General features: G+C 58.6%; 16 protein-coding genes and 1 tRNA gene. 13 read left to right on the top strand and 4 right to left on the bottom strand.

Annotated features, from left to right (window positions below):
* Window positions 1–77: 77 nt before the first annotated feature.
* Together PSH66_RS15885 and PSH66_RS15880 are read left to right on the top strand one after the other, a co-directional pair.
* Window positions 78–710 (top strand): hypothetical protein, encoded by a 633-nt coding sequence (locus PSH66_RS15885; protein WP_003174049.1) that lies wholly within the window; start codon window positions 78–80, stop codon window positions 708–710.
* 219 nt (window positions 711–929) lie between these two features.
* Window positions 930–1,814 (top strand): alpha/beta fold hydrolase, encoded by an 885-nt coding sequence (locus PSH66_RS15880; RefSeq protein ID WP_305427187.1) that lies wholly within the window; start codon window positions 930–932, stop codon window positions 1,812–1,814.
* Between the two features lie 71 nt (window positions 1,815–1,885).
* Here the strand turns inward: PSH66_RS15880 and PSH66_RS15875 are convergent, their stop codons facing one another.
* Both PSH66_RS15875 and PSH66_RS15870 read right to left on the bottom strand, forming a co-directional pair.
* Window positions 1,886–2,707 (bottom strand): AraC family transcriptional regulator, encoded by an 822-nt coding sequence (locus PSH66_RS15875; RefSeq protein ID WP_305427186.1) that lies wholly within the window; start codon window positions 2,705–2,707, stop codon window positions 1,886–1,888.
* On the bottom strand, window positions 2,707–3,255 hold the full coding sequence (locus PSH66_RS15870; RefSeq protein WP_003174045.1) for a YbhB/YbcL family Raf kinase inhibitor-like protein: 549 nt from the start codon (window positions 3,253–3,255) through the stop codon (window positions 2,707–2,709). The genes PSH66_RS15875 and PSH66_RS15870 overlap by 1 nt, the downstream gene beginning before the upstream one ends.
* 342 nt (window positions 3,256–3,597) lie before the next feature.
* On the opposite strand from PSH66_RS15870, the gene PSH66_RS15865 reads away from it, so the two are divergent.
* The 5 genes from PSH66_RS15865 to PSH66_RS15845 all read left to right on the top strand — a co-directional run bounded on the left by PSH66_RS15865 (window position 3,598) and on the right by PSH66_RS15845 (window position 8,355).
* Window positions 3,598–4,266, top strand: a complete 669-nt coding sequence (locus PSH66_RS15865; RefSeq protein WP_003174044.1) for a GntR family transcriptional regulator — start codon at window positions 3,598–3,600, stop codon at window positions 4,264–4,266.
* A 75-nt stretch (window positions 4,267–4,341) separates the two neighbouring features.
* Window positions 4,342–5,151: an ABC transporter substrate-binding protein gene (locus tag PSH66_RS15860; protein ID WP_003174043.1), complete on the top strand. Its 810-nt coding sequence runs from the start codon at window positions 4,342–4,344 to the stop codon at window positions 5,149–5,151.
* A gap of 12 nt (window positions 5,152–5,163) precedes the next feature.
* Entirely contained in the window at window positions 5,164–5,940 is a 777-nt protein-coding gene (locus PSH66_RS15855; protein ID WP_305427185.1) for an amino acid ABC transporter permease, read from the top strand.
* A 2-nt stretch (window positions 5,941–5,942) separates the two neighbouring features.
* Window positions 5,943–6,722 (top strand): amino acid ABC transporter ATP-binding protein, encoded by a 780-nt coding sequence (locus tag PSH66_RS15850; RefSeq protein WP_305427184.1) that lies wholly within the window; start codon window positions 5,943–5,945, stop codon window positions 6,720–6,722.
* A 22-nt stretch (window positions 6,723–6,744) separates the two neighbouring features.
* Window positions 6,745–8,355, top strand: a complete 1,611-nt coding sequence (locus PSH66_RS15845; protein ID WP_305427183.1) for a gamma-glutamyltransferase family protein — start codon at window positions 6,745–6,747, stop codon at window positions 8,353–8,355.
* Between the two features lie 55 nt (window positions 8,356–8,410).
* Here the strand turns inward: PSH66_RS15845 and PSH66_RS15840 are convergent, their stop codons facing one another.
* Window positions 8,411–9,316: a LysR family transcriptional regulator gene (locus PSH66_RS15840; RefSeq protein WP_003174039.1), complete on the bottom strand. Its 906-nt coding sequence runs from the start codon at window positions 9,314–9,316 to the stop codon at window positions 8,411–8,413.
* Window positions 9,317–9,412: 96 nt separating this feature from the next.
* Between PSH66_RS15840 and PSH66_RS15835 the strand changes: the two genes are divergently transcribed.
* From PSH66_RS15835 to PSH66_RS15820, 4 genes are all read left to right on the top strand, one after another.
* A complete protein-coding gene (locus PSH66_RS15835) occupies window positions 9,413–10,204 on the top strand; it encodes an SDR family NAD(P)-dependent oxidoreductase (protein ID WP_305427182.1) in 792 nt (263 codons plus the stop codon).
* Window positions 10,205–10,377: 173 nt separating this feature from the next.
* Entirely contained in the window at window positions 10,378–11,778 is a 1,401-nt protein-coding gene (locus PSH66_RS15830; protein ID WP_305429617.1) for an aspartate aminotransferase family protein, read from the top strand.
* Between the two features lie 69 nt (window positions 11,779–11,847).
* Window positions 11,848–13,215, top strand: coding sequence for a glutamine synthetase family protein (locus tag PSH66_RS15825; RefSeq protein ID WP_305427181.1), 1,368 nt, complete (start codon window positions 11,848–11,850; stop codon window positions 13,213–13,215).
* Between the two features lie 174 nt (window positions 13,216–13,389).
* A tRNA-Asn gene (locus tag PSH66_RS15820) sits at window positions 13,390–13,470 on the top strand.
* A 326-nt stretch (window positions 13,471–13,796) separates the two neighbouring features.
* Here the strand turns inward: PSH66_RS15820 and PSH66_RS15815 are convergent.
* A complete protein-coding gene (locus tag PSH66_RS15815; protein WP_157135721.1) occupies window positions 13,797–14,720 on the bottom strand; it encodes an Abi family protein in 924 nt (307 codons plus the stop codon).
* A 475-nt stretch (window positions 14,721–15,195) separates the two neighbouring features.
* On the opposite strand from PSH66_RS15815, the gene PSH66_RS15810 reads away from it, so the two are divergent.
* Together PSH66_RS15810 and PSH66_RS15805 are read left to right on the top strand one after the other, a co-directional pair.
* Complete coding sequence (locus PSH66_RS15810; protein WP_305427180.1) at window positions 15,196–15,360, top strand: hypothetical protein; 165 nt, start codon at window positions 15,196–15,198, stop codon at window positions 15,358–15,360.
* A gap of 68 nt (window positions 15,361–15,428) precedes the next feature.
* Complete coding sequence (locus PSH66_RS15805; RefSeq protein WP_305427179.1) at window positions 15,429–17,150, top strand: ShlB/FhaC/HecB family hemolysin secretion/activation protein; 1,722 nt, start codon at window positions 15,429–15,431, stop codon at window positions 17,148–17,150.
* Window positions 17,151–17,160: the final 10 nt, after the last annotated feature.

Here is a 17,160-nt window from a genome sequence, read left to right as displayed (position 1 = left end):
GAAAAAGCCTGATGCCTCTGGGTCAGACTGTCCGGCAGTAGTGGTAATGTCTACGCAGCACCCTTGGAGCCTGCTCGATGAATCGTCAACGTCCACCTCACTGCGCGGCAGCGCCTCTAGTCGCGTCAAACGCTGAAAGCTCCGCCGCCCATCCTCCTATTTGGCATCGCGGCCAGGATTTACTGACCTTTGGCAGCACGGGTGCGGCCATTCTGGGTTTCTGCTTTGTGGTGCTATGGTTGTTGCCGGGCTTAGTGCTGACGATTTTGCTCCTTCTCGGGTTTGAAGCGATGCAAGGTGAACCGAGCAGCGATGAGTCGAGTTTCACAATGTCGACGCTCATTCTAATGCTGATTGGTTGTGTTGTGCTCATGGGGCTGGTCTTTGCGTGGATCTTCTCTGCCGCCAAAGTGCTGGCCTTCACGTTCGACGAAAACCAACAACTGCTTACCCTCACTGTCACCCGTCGCGGCCGTAAACCCACCGAAGTGCAGGTGCCATTTGACGATATTGTTTGTATTAGCCCTTACGTGTTAGCCAGTTATGACCGTGATGGCTATTTTAGCGTCGTGTGTCAGGGCCCGAGGGACAAGGAGTTCGAATATCGATTGGCTGAGGGTACTTCTCTGGAAGAAATGGAGTTTCACACAGCTTGGTTGCGGGGAATAATTGGCTTACGGATGCATGATGTACTGAATCTGGACAAATGAACTACTACGTCGCTTGATACCGATAAAAGTACGATAAACGGGACCGATTTATTTAACTAGGCCGATACTCAAGGGTAGTAGAAGGATAAATAAATTCGTCCCCTTTACCCCTCTTTACCCTGCGTGAAGACACCGCAAACAGGCGAGGTTATCGATTCATTGAGCATGGGCTTGCTTTCTTTGTCCAACCTTTCAATCGCTGATGCTCTGTAGGAGGGAATGATGAAAACGGTCAAAGCCGGTGTTTTGGAAATCGCCTACCTGGAGGTCGGTCCGGTAGACGGAGCCCCCGTCGTGTTGCTCCACGGCTTCCCCTATGACGTGCATGCCTACAATGATGTCGCCCAAATCCTGGCCTCGGCTGGAAAGCGATGTTTCACGCCTTACCTTCGGGGTTATGGCCCCACCACCTTTCTGACCAAACAGACAATGCGCTCTGGAGAGCAGGCGGCAATAGGCGCTGACTTGCTGGCTTTTCTCGACGCGCTGAACATCGAAAAAGCTGTACTTGCAGGTTATGACTGGGGGGGAAGAGGGGCTTGCATCGTCGCTGCGCTATGGCCGGAACGGGTAAAGGGTTTGGTGAGCTGCGGTGGCTACAGTATTCAGGATATCGCTCAAGCGCACCAACCTGTTTGCCCCGAGGCTGAGCACCTTCTTTGGTACCAGTACTACCTTCACGCAAGCCGTGGTCGCGCTGGATTGACCGCGAACAGAAAGGCGTTCTGCCGCTTGCTATGGCGCATGTGGTCGCCGACCTGGGAGTTCTCCCAGGAGGCGTTTGAAACAACCGCCGCAGCGTTTGAGAACGACGACTTTGTGGACGTGGTAATACACTCCTACCGTCATCGTTTCGGATTGGTTGAAGGCGATCCAGCCTATCGGAACATAGAATCCCGGCTTGCCGCGCAACCCAAGATCGCGGTGCCTTCATTGGTTCTCGAGGGGGGTGCCGATGCGGTTGATCCACCTGTCGAGCACGATCCATTCGCAGCTTATTTTATCGGGCCGTATCGCCGGGAAATCCTGGAAAACATCGGCCACAACGTGCCCCAGGAGGCTCCAGAAAAATTCGCCGACGGGGTCTTGAGCCTTGCTGATTGAGGCTATGCAGCCGATGCGTCGACCATTGCGCCTTGGATTACGCCAAAAACGGTCACTGGAGGCCCGCCGCTTCAGCGTCGATGCCCACGAACGGCAGTGGGTGGGAAGCCGAACCGATCACGAAAACGCACGGCAAATTGCGACGGCGTCTGGTAGCCGACGCAAAGCGCTATCTGCATGACGGTCTGCGCGGATGATTGCAACAGTTGCAGGGCAAGGGTCATGCGTGCATCGATCAATAAGCGACTGAACGTGGTGCCTTCTTCCGCGAGCCTGCGCCGCAGCGTGGCTTCGCTGAGCGCAAAGGTGGAGGCGACATCCAGTGCACTCCAGTCGTTTGCCAGGTCGCTGGCGATCAGTTGCCGCACTTTGATCGCCATCGTCGGCAGGCGCGGCGGTTCGAACCGCCCACCCGTCACGCCAACCCAGGTCAGCAATTCCTGTACGCGATGCCGAGCGACAGGGTCTGGCACCGTGCTGTCTATTACCGCTTCAATGGCGCGCCTGAACGACTCGGCAAAATGCCCACCTTCGCCTGTGATGGGTTGAGCGTATCGAATGGCCGCCAGGTGCGTATTGGCTTCGGCGTTCGTTTGGATCAACGCTTCGTCCCACACCAGCCAGTGGGCTTGGTAACTGCCGTCCTGGGCCAGCCGGTTGACGATGTCCAAGGATTGACCACCCGCCACGGCAATCGCCTCGCCTGGGTTGATCAGGTATTCACCCCCTGACCAGCGCACGATTTTCGAGCCCCGCTCAACATAGATCAAGATGGGACTCTCGATATACAAACGCTTGAACTCCAGGTTTCCATGCTGAAGAACGACGCCCGCGGTCCCGACCCCAGGCCGCTGGGTGATGCGCAAAGCGTCGTAAGCGTTCGTGAATGGCATCAGCGGCCGCCCTGTACCGTCAGCGTGGCTTTGGCAAGCGAACCACCTGGCACCATGAAGCCAAGCATTGCCGGTGTGACCGTCGGCGGTAGCGTCAATTTATCGGTTTTCATGGCGTATACCGCGATCACATAGTTGTGGGTTTGCCCTTCGGGTGGGCAGGCACCCAGATAGCCGGGCATACCGTTGTCACCGCGTATCTGCAGCGTACCGGCGGGCAATGTACCACCGACGCTACCTGCGCCTTCCTTCAGTTCATTGACGGTTGCAGGCACGTTAGCCAGCACCCAATGCCACCATCCCGAGCCCGTCGGAGCGTCTGGATCATACAGGGTTACTACAAAGCTCTGGGTGTCCGGCGGGGCACCGCTCCAGGAAATCTCAGGGGAGAGGTTCTTGCCGGTGCAGCCGAACACATTGGCAAATTGACGCTGTCGAAAATGCCCGTCCTGGACACTGCTGCTTTGCACCGTGAACGACTGGGCTTGTGCAGTGGCAGCGATGAGTGAAAGGGCAAAAAGGCCCGCGGCGACACATGGGTATTTCATACCGACTCCTCTTGGTTTGGAGTGGTTAGTCTGGCGTGCCTGGTCAGCCAAGACTGTTTGCCAGCGCTCGATTTTCGTCGCAATCCAGTCAATATGCCTGGACCGTATGGGGCTTCAAGGGTGGTTGAGCGCGTCATCATCCCGCTACCTCCCTGCACAAAAACGGGCAGTCGTTGTGCCATTTGGTAGCACATGGCTCTATCTGCGCCGCGTATCTCGCTTGCGCGTAAACGAAAGATCACATTTGAATCAGCCAGTTAACCCTGAACCAAGCCCATTGGCACACATTCTGCTTAGTTGCATCCGTGGATAATTGGATACAAAAATACAAAGAGGCTGCCAATGCAATTTGCTCCCGCTTACGTTGACCGCCAGCCCCTCACTGCCGAGGAGGAGGCCTACAACTTTCTGCTCGATGCCATCTGCGGCGGTCGCTACCGCAAAGGTGATCGGCTGATCGCCGAGGATATTGCCAGCGAGATCGGCATGAGCCGCATGCCGGTGCGCGAAGCGTTTCGCCGCCTGGATGCCCAGGGGTTGGTGACCCTAAGGCCTAACCGTGGCGCAGTCGTGAGCGGTCTGGATATCGACGAGCTGCACGAGGTGTTCGAGATGCGTAGCGCTCTAGAGGGCCTGGCCGTGCGCGTCGCGGTCAGCCGCATCGGCGAGCGCCAGATGGCGGCTCTGGAGCGGCTGCTGGACGAGATGGATGACTACCGCGACGAGAGCGCCGCGTGGGTCCGTCGCCACCGCGCCTTTCATGAATACCTGTGCAGCCTCAGCGGTCGCCCGCGCTTGATGAAGCAGATTTCGGCGTTGTATTCGCTGGTGGAAGCGCCCATGCGCTTGTGGTTGCAGCACAGCGAAAAACCCCTCAGCGCGCGCCAGGAACACGCGGTGATCCTCGACGCGATCCGCGCCGGTGACGCCGCCCGTGCCGAGGCGGTGGTGCGCGAGCACATCGAAGGCACCGTACCGGCGTTGAGTCACTTTCTGCGCTCGAAAAAATAATAGAGACGGGTCCGAACCCGTCCGTGTTTTGACTTTAGTCCTGCCCCGTTATTCAACGAAGTGGAGTGTCTGGTCATGCATAAACAACGCCGCGCCTTGCTGGTGGCTGTAACCCTGGGTCTGTGCACACAATGGGCGTTTGCCGCGCCCCAAGTGCCGGAGCGCCTGCAAAAGGTCGACAAACTCACCTACTGCTCGGGGATGGATTCACCGCCCCTGGTGTCCTTCGACGAAGCCCAGAAACCGCGCGGCCTCACCGTCGACCTGGGTCTGGAAATCGCCAAGCGTCTGGGCGACAAGCAGGTGCAATGGCGGGTGATTCCGTTCTCCGGCCTGGTGCCGGCGCTGCTCGCCCAGCAGTGCGACATGATCGTCGACCAACTGTTCGATAAACCCGAGCGCCGTCAGGTGATCGACATCGTCAACTACATGTATTCCAGCCAGTCGGTGGTGGTGCCCAAAGGCAACCCTAAAGGCATCAAAACGTTGGATGACCTGTCCGCACACAAGGTTGCGGTACTTAACGGCTCCACCATCAAGACCCTGCTCGATACGCAAAACGAAAACCTCGCCAAGGCCGGCAAGCCCCCGATGAAACTGGTGGTGTACAACACCGACACCGATGCCTTCCAGGCCCTGCGCATCAGCCAGGTCGACGCCTACGGCACCACCGTGGAAACGGCCGGTTACTACGCTGCGATGGCGCCGGAGCTGTTCCAGGAAGGCGTCCCGGCATTCAGCCGCATCCTTACCGGCCTGGGTATGCGCAAGGATGATCCGCAACTGACCGCCGCCGTGCAGCAGATCATCAGCGACATGCGCAGCGACGGCAGCTACGTGCAATTGCTCAACAAATGGCATGTCAGCAGCGACACACTCGACTGAGGCAAAACGGCGATGAATTTCAATTGGGATGTGTTCTGGCAGTACCTGCTGCAGCCCAGCGGGGTGTACCTCACCGGGCTTTGGCTGACCTGCCTGATCAGCGTGCTGGCGATGCTGCTCGGCTGTGCGCTGGGGTTGGCGGCGGCGCTGTTGCGTCTGTCGAAGAACCCGTTGCTGCACTTGCCGGTACGCTTTTACGTGTGGCTGATGCGCGGCACGCCGTTGCTGGTACAGATCGTGTTTCTGTACACCGCACTGGCGGCGGGCGGGATCTTCCGCTTCGAGGACATCGAGCTGTTCGGCCTGATCGTCCCCGGCAATATCCAGGCGGCGATCATCGCCCTGGGCCTGAATGAAGGTGCGTACATGGCCGAGATCATCCGCGCGGGTATCGGCGCGGTGGACAAGGGCCAGTACGAAGCCGGACGTTCCCTGGGCATGGGGTTCGGCAAGCTGATGCGGCGTATCGTGCTGCCCCAGGCGTTCCGGGTGATCGTGCCGCCGCTGGGCAATGAGTTCAACGTGATGCTCAAGAACACCACGCTGGTCAGCGTGATCGGGGTGCAGGAGCTGCTGCTCAGCACCCAGATGATTACGTCGGCGACCTTCCGCGTGTTCGAGCTGTACCTGGTGGTCGCCCTGTACTTCCTGACGCTGACTACCCTGTGGGGCTTTTTCCAACGCTGGCTCGAAAATCGCTTTGGCCAGTCCGACCGGCCGTCGGCGCCGCCGCCGGCCGCCAGCCGCATGTTCGGCCGCGGCACCCTGAAACTGCTGAGGGGACGTTAACCATGGCGCACCAAAGTGAAGAACTGATCATCGAGGCGTTGGACATCCAAAAATCGTTCGGCGCGTTGCAGATCCTCAAGGGCATCTCCCTGCAAGTACGGCGCGGTGAAGTGGTGGTGCTGATCGGTGCTTCCGGCTCCGGCAAGACCACCTTTATCCGCTGCATCAACCTGCTCGAAGACATCCAGGGCGGACGCATCCGCGTCAACGGCCGCGCCATGGGCTATCGCGAACGCAGCGACGGCAGCCTGGTACGCGACTCGGAGTGCAACATCGCCCGCCAGCGCCGTGACATCGGCATGGTGTTCCAGCGCTTCAACCTGTTCCCCCATATGACCGCGTTGGAAAACATCATCGAAGCGCCGATCCAGGTACTCGGCGTTTCGCGTGCCGAAGCGCTGGAGCAGGCGCGTGGTTTGCTGGCGCGGGTCGGTCTGGCGGACAAGGCCGGCCACTACCCGTCGATGCTTTCCGGTGGCCAGCAGCAACGGGTGGCGATTGCCCGTGCGCTGGCGATGAAGCCCCAGGCCATGCTGTTCGACGAGCCCACCAGCGCCCTCGACCCGGAAACCGTCGGCGAGGTCCTGCAGGTGATGAAGGAGTTGGCCGAGGAGGGCATGACCATGGTGGTGGTCACCCATGAAATGGGCTTTGCCCGCGAAGTGGCCGACCGCGTGGTGGTGCTCGATCAGGGCGAGTTGATCGAGCAGGGGCCGCCGGAGCAGATTTTCAGCCACCCCAGCCATCCACGTACCCGGGCGTTTCTCAGCCGCGTGCTATGACCTTTTTTGAAGAGCCTTTGCCATGTTGAAATTCTCCGCTCACGAGTACCCCTATCCGTCGCAACGCCAGAGCGTGTTCGCCCGTCGCGGCATGGTCGCGGCATCGCAGCCGCTGGCGGCCCAGGCCGGCATCCAGATCATGCAGAAGGGCGGCAATGCCATCGACGCCGCTATTGCCACGGCGGCGGCCCTCACCGTCGTAGAACCCACCGGTTGCGGCCTGGGCGGCGACGCGTTTGCCTTGGTGTGGTGCAGGGGCCAGTTGCATGGCCTGAATGGCAATGGCCACGCGCCGGCGGCCTTGAGTATCGAGGCGGTCAAGGCGGCGGGGCACTCACAGATGCCGCTGTACGGCTGGACCCCGGTCACGGTGCCGGGTTGCCCGTCGGCGTGGGCCGAGTTGTCGAAACGCTTCGGTAAATTGCCGTTTGCCGACGTGTTGCAACCGGCCATCAGCCTGGCGCGCGACGGGTTCCCGTTGTCGCCGGTGGTTGCCCATCAATGGCAGATATCCTTGAACGAATTCGGCCCGCACCGCGATGAGGTGCTGCAAGCCTGGTTCGACACCTTCCTGATCGACGGACGCGCGCCTCAAGCGGGTGAGATCTTCCGCAACCCGGCCCAGGCCCGCACGCTGGAAGAGCTGGCCGCCACCTGCTGCGAAAGCCTGTATCGCGGCGCCCTGGCCGAGCGCCTGGACGCGCATTCGCGCGCCAGCGGCGGCTACCTGCGCGCCAGTGATCTCAAGGATTACCGTGCGCAGTGGGTCGAGCCGATCCACATCAATTACCGTGGCGTGGATGTCTGGGAAATCCCGCCCAGCGGCCAGGGCCTGGTCGCCCTGATGGCGCTGAAGATTCTTGAAGGCTTCAGCTTCGATCACCGCGACAGCCAGCAGACCTGGCACCGCCAGCTGGAGGCGATGAAGCTCGCCTACAGCGACGGCCTGCACTACATCACCGACCCGGCGCACATGCGCGTGGCGGTGGCCGACCTGCTCAGCGATGACTACAGCACCCGCCGCCGTGGCCAGATCGGCGAGCAGGCCCAGCCACCCAAGCCTGGCGATCCCCATGCCAGCGGCACGGTGTACCTGGCCACGGCGGACGCCGAAGGCAATATGGTTTCGTTTATCCAGAGCAACTATCACGGCTTCGGCTCCGGCGTGGTGCTGCCCGACAGCGGCATCGCCCTGCAGAATCGCGGGCAGGAATTCAGCCTCGATGAGGCCCACGCCAACTGCCTGGCACCGGGCAAGAAAACCTTCCACACCATCATTCCCGGCTTTCTCAGCAAGGATGGCAAGGCCCTTGGACCGTTCGGCGTAATGGGCGGCTATATGCAGCCCCAGGGCCATGTGCAGATGGTGATGAACCTGGTGGACTTCGGTCTCAACCCGCAGGCGGCGTTGGACGCACCGCGCTGGCAATGGCTGGGCGACATGAAGGTCGGCATCGAACACGGTGCTTCACGGGACCTGGTCAATGCGTTGGCGCGGCGCGGGCACAAGGTGCGGACCGACAGCGACCTGACCGACTACGGGCGAGGGCAGATCATCCTGCGTGACCCGGTCACCGGCGTGTTGTGCGGAGGCACTGAGCCACGGGCGGATTCGCATATCGCGGCTTGGTAAGCGCCTGCCCACCCGAAGGCGATGGCCGCGCAGAGCGGCCATTCATTTTTACTCGTCAAACACGCCGAGGTTCGCCCTCGGCCATTTCGCGCATCAGGCTCAGGTAACGCCGCGCGCCCAGCCCCAGCGGTCGGTTTTTTACCCAGATGATATCGACCCATAACCGCATCTGACTCGGCATGTAGTCAAACACCACCTCCGTCAATGCGCCCGACGTGAGAAGAGGTTGTACCAGCGGCTGTGGAAGATAAGCCCAACCCAATCCTTGCTGCACCAGGTCCAGAGTGGCCAGATAATTGTCGCTGTGCCAGATCCGCCGCGACAGCACAACACGTGGGTCGGAATCTGCAGGTCCTCCGGTCGCAACGATGATCTGCCGAACATTGACCAGTTGCTCCTCACTCAAGGGGCTTTTTTTGCCGGCGGCCGCGGGATGATCTGGAGCAGCAACCGCGACTAGCAACTGGCTCCCCGCCTCAAGAAACGTCTCGCGCTCGTCAAGCCCTGGTCGTTCGAATCCAAGCGCCAATTGCACACGCCCTTCATGGAGCATGCGCATCGCCTCGGGGTGCGACGCGGAGCGAATCTCGATCTCCAGCGTGGGAAACTCCCTGGCGATAATGGACAGCGGACGATTCCAGATGCCTGTTTGCAACTCCGGCGCCATCGCAAGGACCAGGCGCCCCTCCAACCCCTGATGAAGCTGCAGCGCATGGGCGTCCAGCAGGTTCAGCTGGCTGGCGACCTGTCGTGCTTGGGGCTCGAGTGCCTTGGCGGCTGGCGTAGGAATGGCTTTGCGGGTTGATCGGTCAAAAAGCAACAAATCCAGCTCGGCTTCAAGCTGCGACACCGCCATGTTGATGGCCGAGGGGACCCGGCCTAATTTTCGAGCCGCGGCGGAAAAAGAGCCGCTGTCCATGACGCAGAGGAAGAGCTTAAGGGACTCGCTGGTAAACGCCATGGTGGTCGTCAGTTTTTCTGATAATGGTCGTCTTTATTTATCAGGTTTATTGGCCTAGTTTCCACTCTCTTTCAAATTAAATACGTGGGGCACACCATGTTGGGTCAAGAATTGAAGGGGCATGTGGCACTTGTCAGTGGTGCCGGGAGTGACTCCGGGATCGGTATGGCTATTGCTCGCAGACTAGGTGCATCCGGGGCGAAGTTGATCATCACTGCCAGTAGCAAGCGCATCGCGGACCGGGTGGAAGAACTGCGCCATGAAGGGTTTGAAGTTGAAGGCCGGCCAACTGATCTCACCGATCAAAGTCAGGTGCGTGACTTCAGCCTATGGGTCGAGTCAGTCTGGGGGCGGGTTGATATTCTGGTGAACAATGCGGGCATGTCCATGCAGGGCAGCCCTGAGATTTTCTCGGAATTGGCGACAATGGAACTGCATGACTGGAACCTTTCACTGGCCAGAAACCTGACCACTGCCTTTCTGCTGACCCGAGCCGTGTTGCCCGGTATGAAGGCGCGAAATTACGGGCGCATCGTCAACATCAGTTCCACTACGGGAACCCGAGGCAGCAATCCAGGCGAAGTTGCTTACAGCGCCGCCAAGGCTGCAATGATAGGCATGAGCATGGGGCTTGCACTGGAAGTCGCCAGGCAGGGAGTCACTGTAAACAGCGTGGCTCCCGGATGGATCGCCACCGGTTCAACGACGCCCGTTGAAGCGCAGGCGGGGCGCTTCACGCCGATGGGGCGGGCGGGCAATCCCCGAGAAGTGGCCGCGGCGGTTGCCTTTTTGGCATCGCCTGAATCCAGTTACATCACCGGTGAAGTTATTGTGGTGGATGGCGGCAACTGCCTGATCGAGAACAAAGCCCCTCAAGCTGACTATTAAGTTTGAATACGCTCCCACACGATTAACGAAAGTTCCTGGGGAAGGCGCGGCTATATACCACGCTTTATAAAAGTGCGACCTATCAAAAAATAGGTAAGTTCACTGAAGCGTATTCGGCCGCCCGTCAATCATCGATGGTTAATTGATTTGATAACTGACATAGGGTTTTGATCATGTTGAAAAGTGGAATTAGTGAATCAGCAATTGCTGCTTTTGCCGCCTCCGAACGTGCCCGTTTTATACAAAACAATCCAACGTCCATGGCGCTGGCCAAGCGTGCCGAGGCGAATCTGTTCAACGGTGTGCCCATGCACTGGATGAGCGATTGGTCGATGCCTTCGCCGCTCTTCGTCCAGCGTGCCAAAGGGGCACGCTTCACCGATGTTGACGGTCACGAATACATAGACTTTTGCCTGGGCGACACCGGCACCATGTTTGGTCATTCACCTGATCCTATCGTCCGCGCCATCACCGAACAGGCCAATAACGGCTTGACCACGATGCTGCCGGGCGAAGACGCGGTGGTCTGCGGCGAGTTGCTGGCTCAGCGATTCGAGCTGCCTTACTGGCAGGTGAGCGCTACTGCGACTGATGCCAACCGTTATGTGTTGCGCTGGGCGCGGGCTATTACCCAACGCAATGTCTTGCTGGTGTTCGACGGCTGCTATCACGGCACCGTGGATGACGTCATGGTGCGCTGCCGCAACGGCAAAACAGTGCACCGTTCAGGCCTTGTGGGCCAAGCCTACGATCTGACCCAATACAGTCGATCCATCCCCTTCAACGATGTTGCCGCGCTGGAGGCTGCTCTAGCCCAGGGCGATGTATGCGCACTGATGTGCGAGCCGGCGATGACGAACATTGGCATGGTCCTGCCCGATCCGGGTTTCATGCAAAAGTGCCGAGAGCTGACCCGTCAATATGGCAGCCTGCTGATCATTGATGAAACCCACACTATTTCCACCGGCATCGGTGGATGCACGCGCCAATGGGCGTTGGAGCCCGACTTTTTCGTGGTGGGCAAGCCCATCGCAGGTGGCGTGCCTTGCGCTGTGTTCGGCATGACCGAGCACGTTGCCTCGGCCATGCAAGACGCACAGAAGACCGTCAGCGCAGAGGGCGGCGGGCATGGCCACAGCGGTATGGGAACGACGCTGTCCGCCAATGCACTGGCGATGCGTTGCATGCGCGCCAGCCTCGAAGAGGTCATGACAGCGTCGGCCTACCAGCACATGCTGCCCCTGGCCTCGCGCCTGGCCCAGGGATTGCGAGCGTTGTTCAAACTGCACCAACTGAACTGGTCAGTCACCGAGTTGGGCGCGCGTTGTGAGTTTCAATTCTGTGCCACCTCGCCCAGGACCGGTGCGCAAGCCGAGGCGGCGTTTCACGACAGCCTTCAAATGGCCCTGCATCTCTACTTGATCAATCGCGGCATCCTGATCACGCCTTTTCACAACATGACCCTGTGCTGTCCACAAACAAGTGATGCCGATATCGACAGGCTGATCGGTGAGTTGGATAGCGCGCTGACTGCGTTGCTTGCCATACCTGGCGCGCGGGTTATCTCTTCATAACGGCATGTCTGAAAACGCCATTGTTCTTAAATACTGCCAGCCGCTTGAATGAGCGCTAAGAGGTTTGACATGCAATTTGCCGATAAAAAAGAAGCCCAGGATTACCTGGCCGCCCACCCTGAAGTGCTGAGCATCGAGCTGTTCCTAATCGATGCGAACGGTGTTCCACGGGGCAAGCTGTTGCATCGCGACGAGCTACTGGCCATCTACGAGAATGGTCGGCCACTGCCAAGTTCCATTCTCGCCTTGACCGTGCAGGGCGAGGACGTAGACGAGACTGGCCTGGTCTGGGATGTCGCTGATGCGGATTGCTGGACTTACCCCTTGCCGGGAAGCCTGACCCTGCAACCCTGGCGCAGCCATCCCACCGGTCAAGTGCAGGTGAGCCTGCACCCGACCCAAGGTCTTCCCGCCGCGCCCGCCGACCCGCGCCATGTCCTGGTGAACACCATCGAGCGGCTGAAAGCCGATGGATTCCATCCGGTCATGGCGGTTGAGTTGGAATTTTACCTGCTGGACCGGCAACGCGATGTCAACGGCCGGCCGCAGCCGGCGCTGCAAACCAATGGCGTGCGCCCGGTTGCTCCGCAGGTGTATGGCGTCTACGAGTTGGAGCAGCTTCAACCGTTCCTTGATGACCTCTACGCGGCGTGCGCGCTGCAAGGGCTGCCGGTACGTACGGCGATCTCCGAGTACGCTCCGGGCCAGCTCGAGTTGACGCTGGAACATCGTTTCGATGCACTCCAGGCCATCGATGAAGGCGTACGCTACAAGCGCCTGGTCAAAGGGGTGGCCAACAAACATGGGCTGCAAGCGTGCTTCATGGCCAAGCCATTCAGCGATCAGGCCGGTAGCGGCATGCATCTGCACGTCAGCCTGGCGGACGAGGAGGGGAACAACCTGTATGCGAGCGAAGACCCACAGGGCACGCCGCTGTTGCGGCACTCTATCGGTGGGATGATGGCAACTTTGTTTGACGCGCTGGCGATATTTTGCCCGCATGCCAACTCCTATCGCCGGTTCCAGAGCGGAAGTTACGCGCCACTGGCCAAAAGTTGGGGCGTCAACAACCGTACGGTGTCGTTCCGTGTGCCCGGCGGCCCCGCGCTCAGTCGGCATATCGAACACCGCATTTGCGGTGCCGATGCCAACCCCTATCTCGCCGCCGCCGCGGTGCTCGCGGGCATTCACCACGGTATCACTCATCAAAGCGATCCCGGCGCGGCGATTGAGGGCAATGGCTACGAACAGGCGACTGATTTCCTCCCCACCGACTGGCTGACAGCGTTGCAGGCACTGCAACGTTCAACCTGGGCACATGAGGCGCTGGGTGCCGAATTCCTGAAGGTGTTTTTGGCGATCAAGTGGCGCGAGTTCCGTCAATTCAATGCTGAAGTCGGGGAGCAGGACTGGCGTTGGTATCTCACGCACGCATGAATGGCGGCCCGTCAGCAGGCGTTGAAATACATCGCTGACGGCACCGGCTGCCGTGTATTCGACAAGATCACGCTGCAAGAGGGCGCTCACTCACCGTGCCGCCCATGATTACAAATGAAACTTGCCCACCTCCTGCTGAAGGCTGGTGGCAACCCTCTATCTCCATCACGTTCGTCCATGGCCCCGTTGTGCCTAACAGCCAGCAAATGACTGTTAATCATTGGGTCCCTGGTTCGAGTCCAGGTCGTGGAGCCAGATAGGGAAAAGCCTGCAGCGATGCAGGCTTTTTTTCCTGAATTTCTCGGGGCGATCAAAGCGCATAGCGTGACCCGCATGAATGCATCTCTAATCCTATGATTCGGAGGTAAATATCATAAAAGTCGCTGCAGTCGTTTCAACCAAAGGCGGGCCGGGTAAAACCACGGTTGGCGTCAATCTGGGCTGATTTGGGGCCGATGCAGAGGCCGCACCCTGTTCATCCATCTGGATAGTCAGGCGTCGCTGTTCTCGTTCTATGCCCTATCGCATGAGGCGTGTGATGGTGCTTGTTATTGCTGACACCGGACGAAAAAGACAGGATTTCAGATGCCGAACAAGTGCCGCGGAAAACCATCTTCAGACGGAAGCCCAAGGGACCCGAACGGGCACCCAGGAAGGTTAGGTTTGGAATCTATGACATCCGCTACATGTCGGATCCAGTCTGAGCTTGGTCCGATGCGTTGTACCAGGAACCAGATGATAGCGATCTGTCCATAAAGACGAGTGAGTGTGCTGTGATCCAAATTCAACGTTTGGAAGTATGGCTCTGCAGGAAGGTCAGGGAGGGCATTCGCTGAAACCTGGTTCCAAATACGACTGTGATGTGCACAGCGATTTCGAAGGGTGTTAATTTCTTGCAGCCAAAGCTTGAGTGTCCTGGTGTTCGAGACGCCCAGACGCTGTGCGATACGATTTTGATGATTGCCTTTGAGTATCTCGTAGTACTTGGAGAGCGTACCGAAGTCCCATGCCTCAATGGCTACCCAGAAAGGAATCGCCTTGCGGTTTCGTTTGTGCCATTCAATGCAATCCTCTTGGCTGCGGGCAACTAGACCGTTTTGTCGTTCCAGCCACTCTAGCCAGGTGTTGCGTTGCCTTTTGCTTCTATCCATCCAGTTTTGCGTCTGCTTTGGGACGATGAAACTGGGATCCGTATAGGCCAATGCCCCGTGATACCCGACTTCATGGGCAGTGACAGTTCGAACGTGGATCTCGATTCGCTCAATGGCATCAAGCATCAACTGGCGCAGTTTTTTATCGAACAGATAAAGGCTAAACGCGTCGTCGAAAGTGGTATCTGGAAGGAAGGAGTTTTGTCGAAGGGGCTTTTGGGTTACATCACAAAGCACGACATTCTGCTGGGGGTCTCGTACAAAATTACGAGCCGGGAACCAGTAACCACTGAGACGGTAGTAGCCTACCTGAGCGAGTTTACGTTCCGAACGGGCTGGGTTGGCAATGCCCATACCGCGCTCAATCAGTAACGCAACGAGGTCCGGGTAAGTCCGAAAGGGCTTCGGTGGCAAGAGCTGTTGCAACTTCCATGTTCCATAAACAAGAAGGCCCGAACATAGAGCTGGACAAGCCAGCCCCAGAGGATCGGGCGCTATTGGGTCCGATTTTCGGCTATCAGCGTCTCGGTGTCAATCGACTGGCAGCGTGCGTGAGTAGGCTGAGTGTATATGACTATCAGAACCTGAGAGCTCTGGTGAATTTATGAATTTGTCACTTTTGATTAATTTTGAGTGGGCTGGATAGGAGTGAAGCTTCAGCCCTACTGGGCGGAAGTGTTCAGGTGCCGGTAAAGGTTCCGACCCAGCCGGTTAAAGGGGTGGCATCACTGGCCGTACTCGTCAAAGAGCAGGTCAATCAAATTGTCGCAACCACGACTGAGCGGTTTTCTTCCAGTAAAGCTTCCGACCAAGTGTACGGACCGGAGACATGGTTGACCAAGCCAAAGGTACGGACCTCCTTATTGCCTTACCAGGTACCGGCCTGAATTGGATGTTCGTGGTTATTGTTAAGTGCTTGATGTTAAACAAATTATTTTATAAGGCTGAAACTGATCATGTGTCACCGCTGAAACAAAGCCGTGCATTTAATTGACGCCACTAAAATGCCACCATATGATCCCCGCCAATTGGTGGCACTAGGCCATGTAGAGGGATCTAGAAATGGGGCGTTCGGTACACCGGACCAGGCTCAGCTTGTTGTCCGCTTTTTTTTGCCTGGGTTTTGCTGGGACAGCTCAAGGCGCTACCCCGCAAAACACGCCGGGCGTTACCGATCTGATCCGTGATCGTCAGGACCGCCTGCTCGAAGAGCAACAACGCCGCCTCGAAGAGCTCAAGGACCTGCCCGGCAAATCCGCAGCGCCTGCCCGGCCGACAACGCCCGTTGATACACGCTGCTTCCCAATAAAAACCATTGAACTTGCCGGTGCCGATGCGCTGTCCGAAGGTGAGCGTGCGGAACTGATCAAACCCTATATCGGCCAATGCCTGGGTGTGCCACAACTCAACCAAGCGCTCAAGGTCATCACTGATCGCTACTTGGCCAAAGGCCTAGTTACCAGCCGCGCGTACTTGCCACAGCAAGACCTCTCCAGCGGCATCCTCAAAATTCAGGTAGTCGAGGGCAAGCTGGAAAATTTGAAAGGCGCTGAAGGCAGCGGCATTACCGATCGACAATTGGCCATGAGCTTTCCGGGCAAAACCGGCGACTTGCTCAATCTTCGAGAAATCGAACAGATGGTCGACCAGCTCAACCGCCTCCCATCGAACCAGGCGCAGATGGAGCTGGCGCCGGGCAAGCAAGTCGGTGGCAGCGACGTATTGGTGAAGAACACTCCGCAAAAGCCTTGGCGAGTTGGGCTCTCCCGCCACAACGGCGGCCAGCGCAGCACCGGTGAGCAGCAGTGGGGCGCTAGCCTCGACTGGGATAACCCACTGGGTCTGGCCGACCAGCTCTCGTTGCGCGGTGGCCACAATGCGGTCAGCGATCACCAGAAAACCTCACGCAATTCGATGCTCAATTACAGCCTGCCCTTCGGTTGGTGGAACCTCAATTACAGCTACAGCGAAACCGAATACCGCTCGCTGGCCCAAGCCAACAATTTCAACTTCAAGCAGTCCGGCGATAGCCAGAGCCACCAACTGCGTCTGGAGCGGGTGATCCATCGCGACGCCCTGAGCAAAACTTCGCTCAGCACCGGCGTGGCCTACTTGCGCACCAACAATTTCATCGAGGACAGCAAGCTCGCTCTGAGCAGCAACCGCCTCAGCGAAGCCCAGTTCGGCATCAACCACGGCCGGCGTATCGGCACCTCCTTCCTCAACATCGACCTCGGTATGCAGGACGGCATCGGCGCATTCGACGCCCAGGCCAATCACAACCCGCGTCCCGGCCAAGCTGATGCACGCTATCGCAAATACACGGCGACCGTGAGCTACCTGTACCCGTTCAAACTGTGGGGCGAGTCGTTCAGCTTCAGCAGCCTGATGACCGGCCAGCGCAGCGAAGACGTGCTGTTCAGCCCGCAGCGAATGAGCCTGGGCGGGCAGTCGTCGATTCGTGGCTACAAAGATCAAAGTCTGGCCGGCGACAGCGGCGGCTACTGGCGCAACGACCTGCGCTGGAGCCGTCCGGTGACTTGGGCCTGGATGCAACCGGTGTTGAATGAGTACGGCACCAGCCTCGGCTACGACCAGGGTGTGATCAGCCATGGCCGCTACAACGCCGAGCAGCACGGGCGCATGACCAGCAACTCTGTGGAACTGTTTGCGCGCGGCCAGAACGTCGCCGCTACGGTGACCTTTGCACACTCTTTGGAACGCCCGGGGCCGATCACTGAACGTGAAGCGCCGGTTTATTTCCGACTGGATTTCTTTCTCTAAATTTTTATCG

This window comes from Pseudomonas sp. FP597 (assembly GCF_030687435.1).
Classification (GTDB): domain Bacteria; phylum Pseudomonadota; class Gammaproteobacteria; order Pseudomonadales; family Pseudomonadaceae; genus Aquipseudomonas; species Aquipseudomonas lactucae.
This window is presented reverse-complemented; position numbering and strand designations above follow the sequence as displayed.

Excerpts from the sequence above, each read along its gene's own strand:
- PSH66_RS15830 (WP_305429617.1), top strand. The coding sequence starts at position 10,378 with ATGTTGAAAAGTGGAATTAGTGAATCAGCAATTGCTGCTTTTGCCGCC.
- PSH66_RS15885 (WP_003174049.1), top strand. The coding sequence starts at position 78 with ATGAATCGTCAACGTCCACCTCACTGCGCGGCAGCGCCTCTAGTCGCG.
- PSH66_RS15805 (WP_305427179.1), top strand. The coding sequence starts at position 15,429 with ATGGGGCGTTCGGTACACCGGACCAGGCTCAGCTTGTTGTCCGCTTTT.
- PSH66_RS15865 (WP_003174044.1), top strand. The coding sequence starts at position 3,598 with ATGCAATTTGCTCCCGCTTACGTTGACCGCCAGCCCCTCACTGCCGAG.
- PSH66_RS15825 (WP_305427181.1), top strand. The coding sequence starts at position 11,848 with ATGCAATTTGCCGATAAAAAAGAAGCCCAGGATTACCTGGCCGCCCAC.
- PSH66_RS15845 (WP_305427183.1), top strand. The coding sequence starts at position 6,745 with ATGTTGAAATTCTCCGCTCACGAGTACCCCTATCCGTCGCAACGCCAG.
- PSH66_RS15860 (WP_003174043.1), top strand. The coding sequence starts at position 4,342 with ATGCATAAACAACGCCGCGCCTTGCTGGTGGCTGTAACCCTGGGTCTG.
- PSH66_RS15815 (WP_157135721.1), bottom strand. The coding sequence starts at position 14,720 with ATGGGCATTGCCAACCCAGCCCGTTCGGAACGTAAACTCGCTCAGGTA.
- PSH66_RS15855 (WP_305427185.1), top strand. The coding sequence starts at position 5,164 with ATGAATTTCAATTGGGATGTGTTCTGGCAGTACCTGCTGCAGCCCAGC.
- PSH66_RS15810 (WP_305427180.1), top strand. The coding sequence starts at position 15,196 with ATGGTTGACCAAGCCAAAGGTACGGACCTCCTTATTGCCTTACCAGGT.
- PSH66_RS15850 (WP_305427184.1), top strand. The coding sequence starts at position 5,943 with ATGGCGCACCAAAGTGAAGAACTGATCATCGAGGCGTTGGACATCCAA.
- PSH66_RS15870 (WP_003174045.1), bottom strand. The coding sequence starts at position 3,255 with ATGAAATACCCATGTGTCGCCGCGGGCCTTTTTGCCCTTTCACTCATC.
- PSH66_RS15875 (WP_305427186.1), bottom strand. The coding sequence starts at position 2,707 with ATGCCATTCACGAACGCTTACGACGCTTTGCGCATCACCCAGCGGCCT.
- PSH66_RS15840 (WP_003174039.1), bottom strand. The coding sequence starts at position 9,316 with ATGGCGTTTACCAGCGAGTCCCTTAAGCTCTTCCTCTGCGTCATGGAC.
- PSH66_RS15835 (WP_305427182.1), top strand. The coding sequence starts at position 9,413 with ATGTTGGGTCAAGAATTGAAGGGGCATGTGGCACTTGTCAGTGGTGCC.
- PSH66_RS15880 (WP_305427187.1), top strand. The coding sequence starts at position 930 with ATGATGAAAACGGTCAAAGCCGGTGTTTTGGAAATCGCCTACCTGGAG.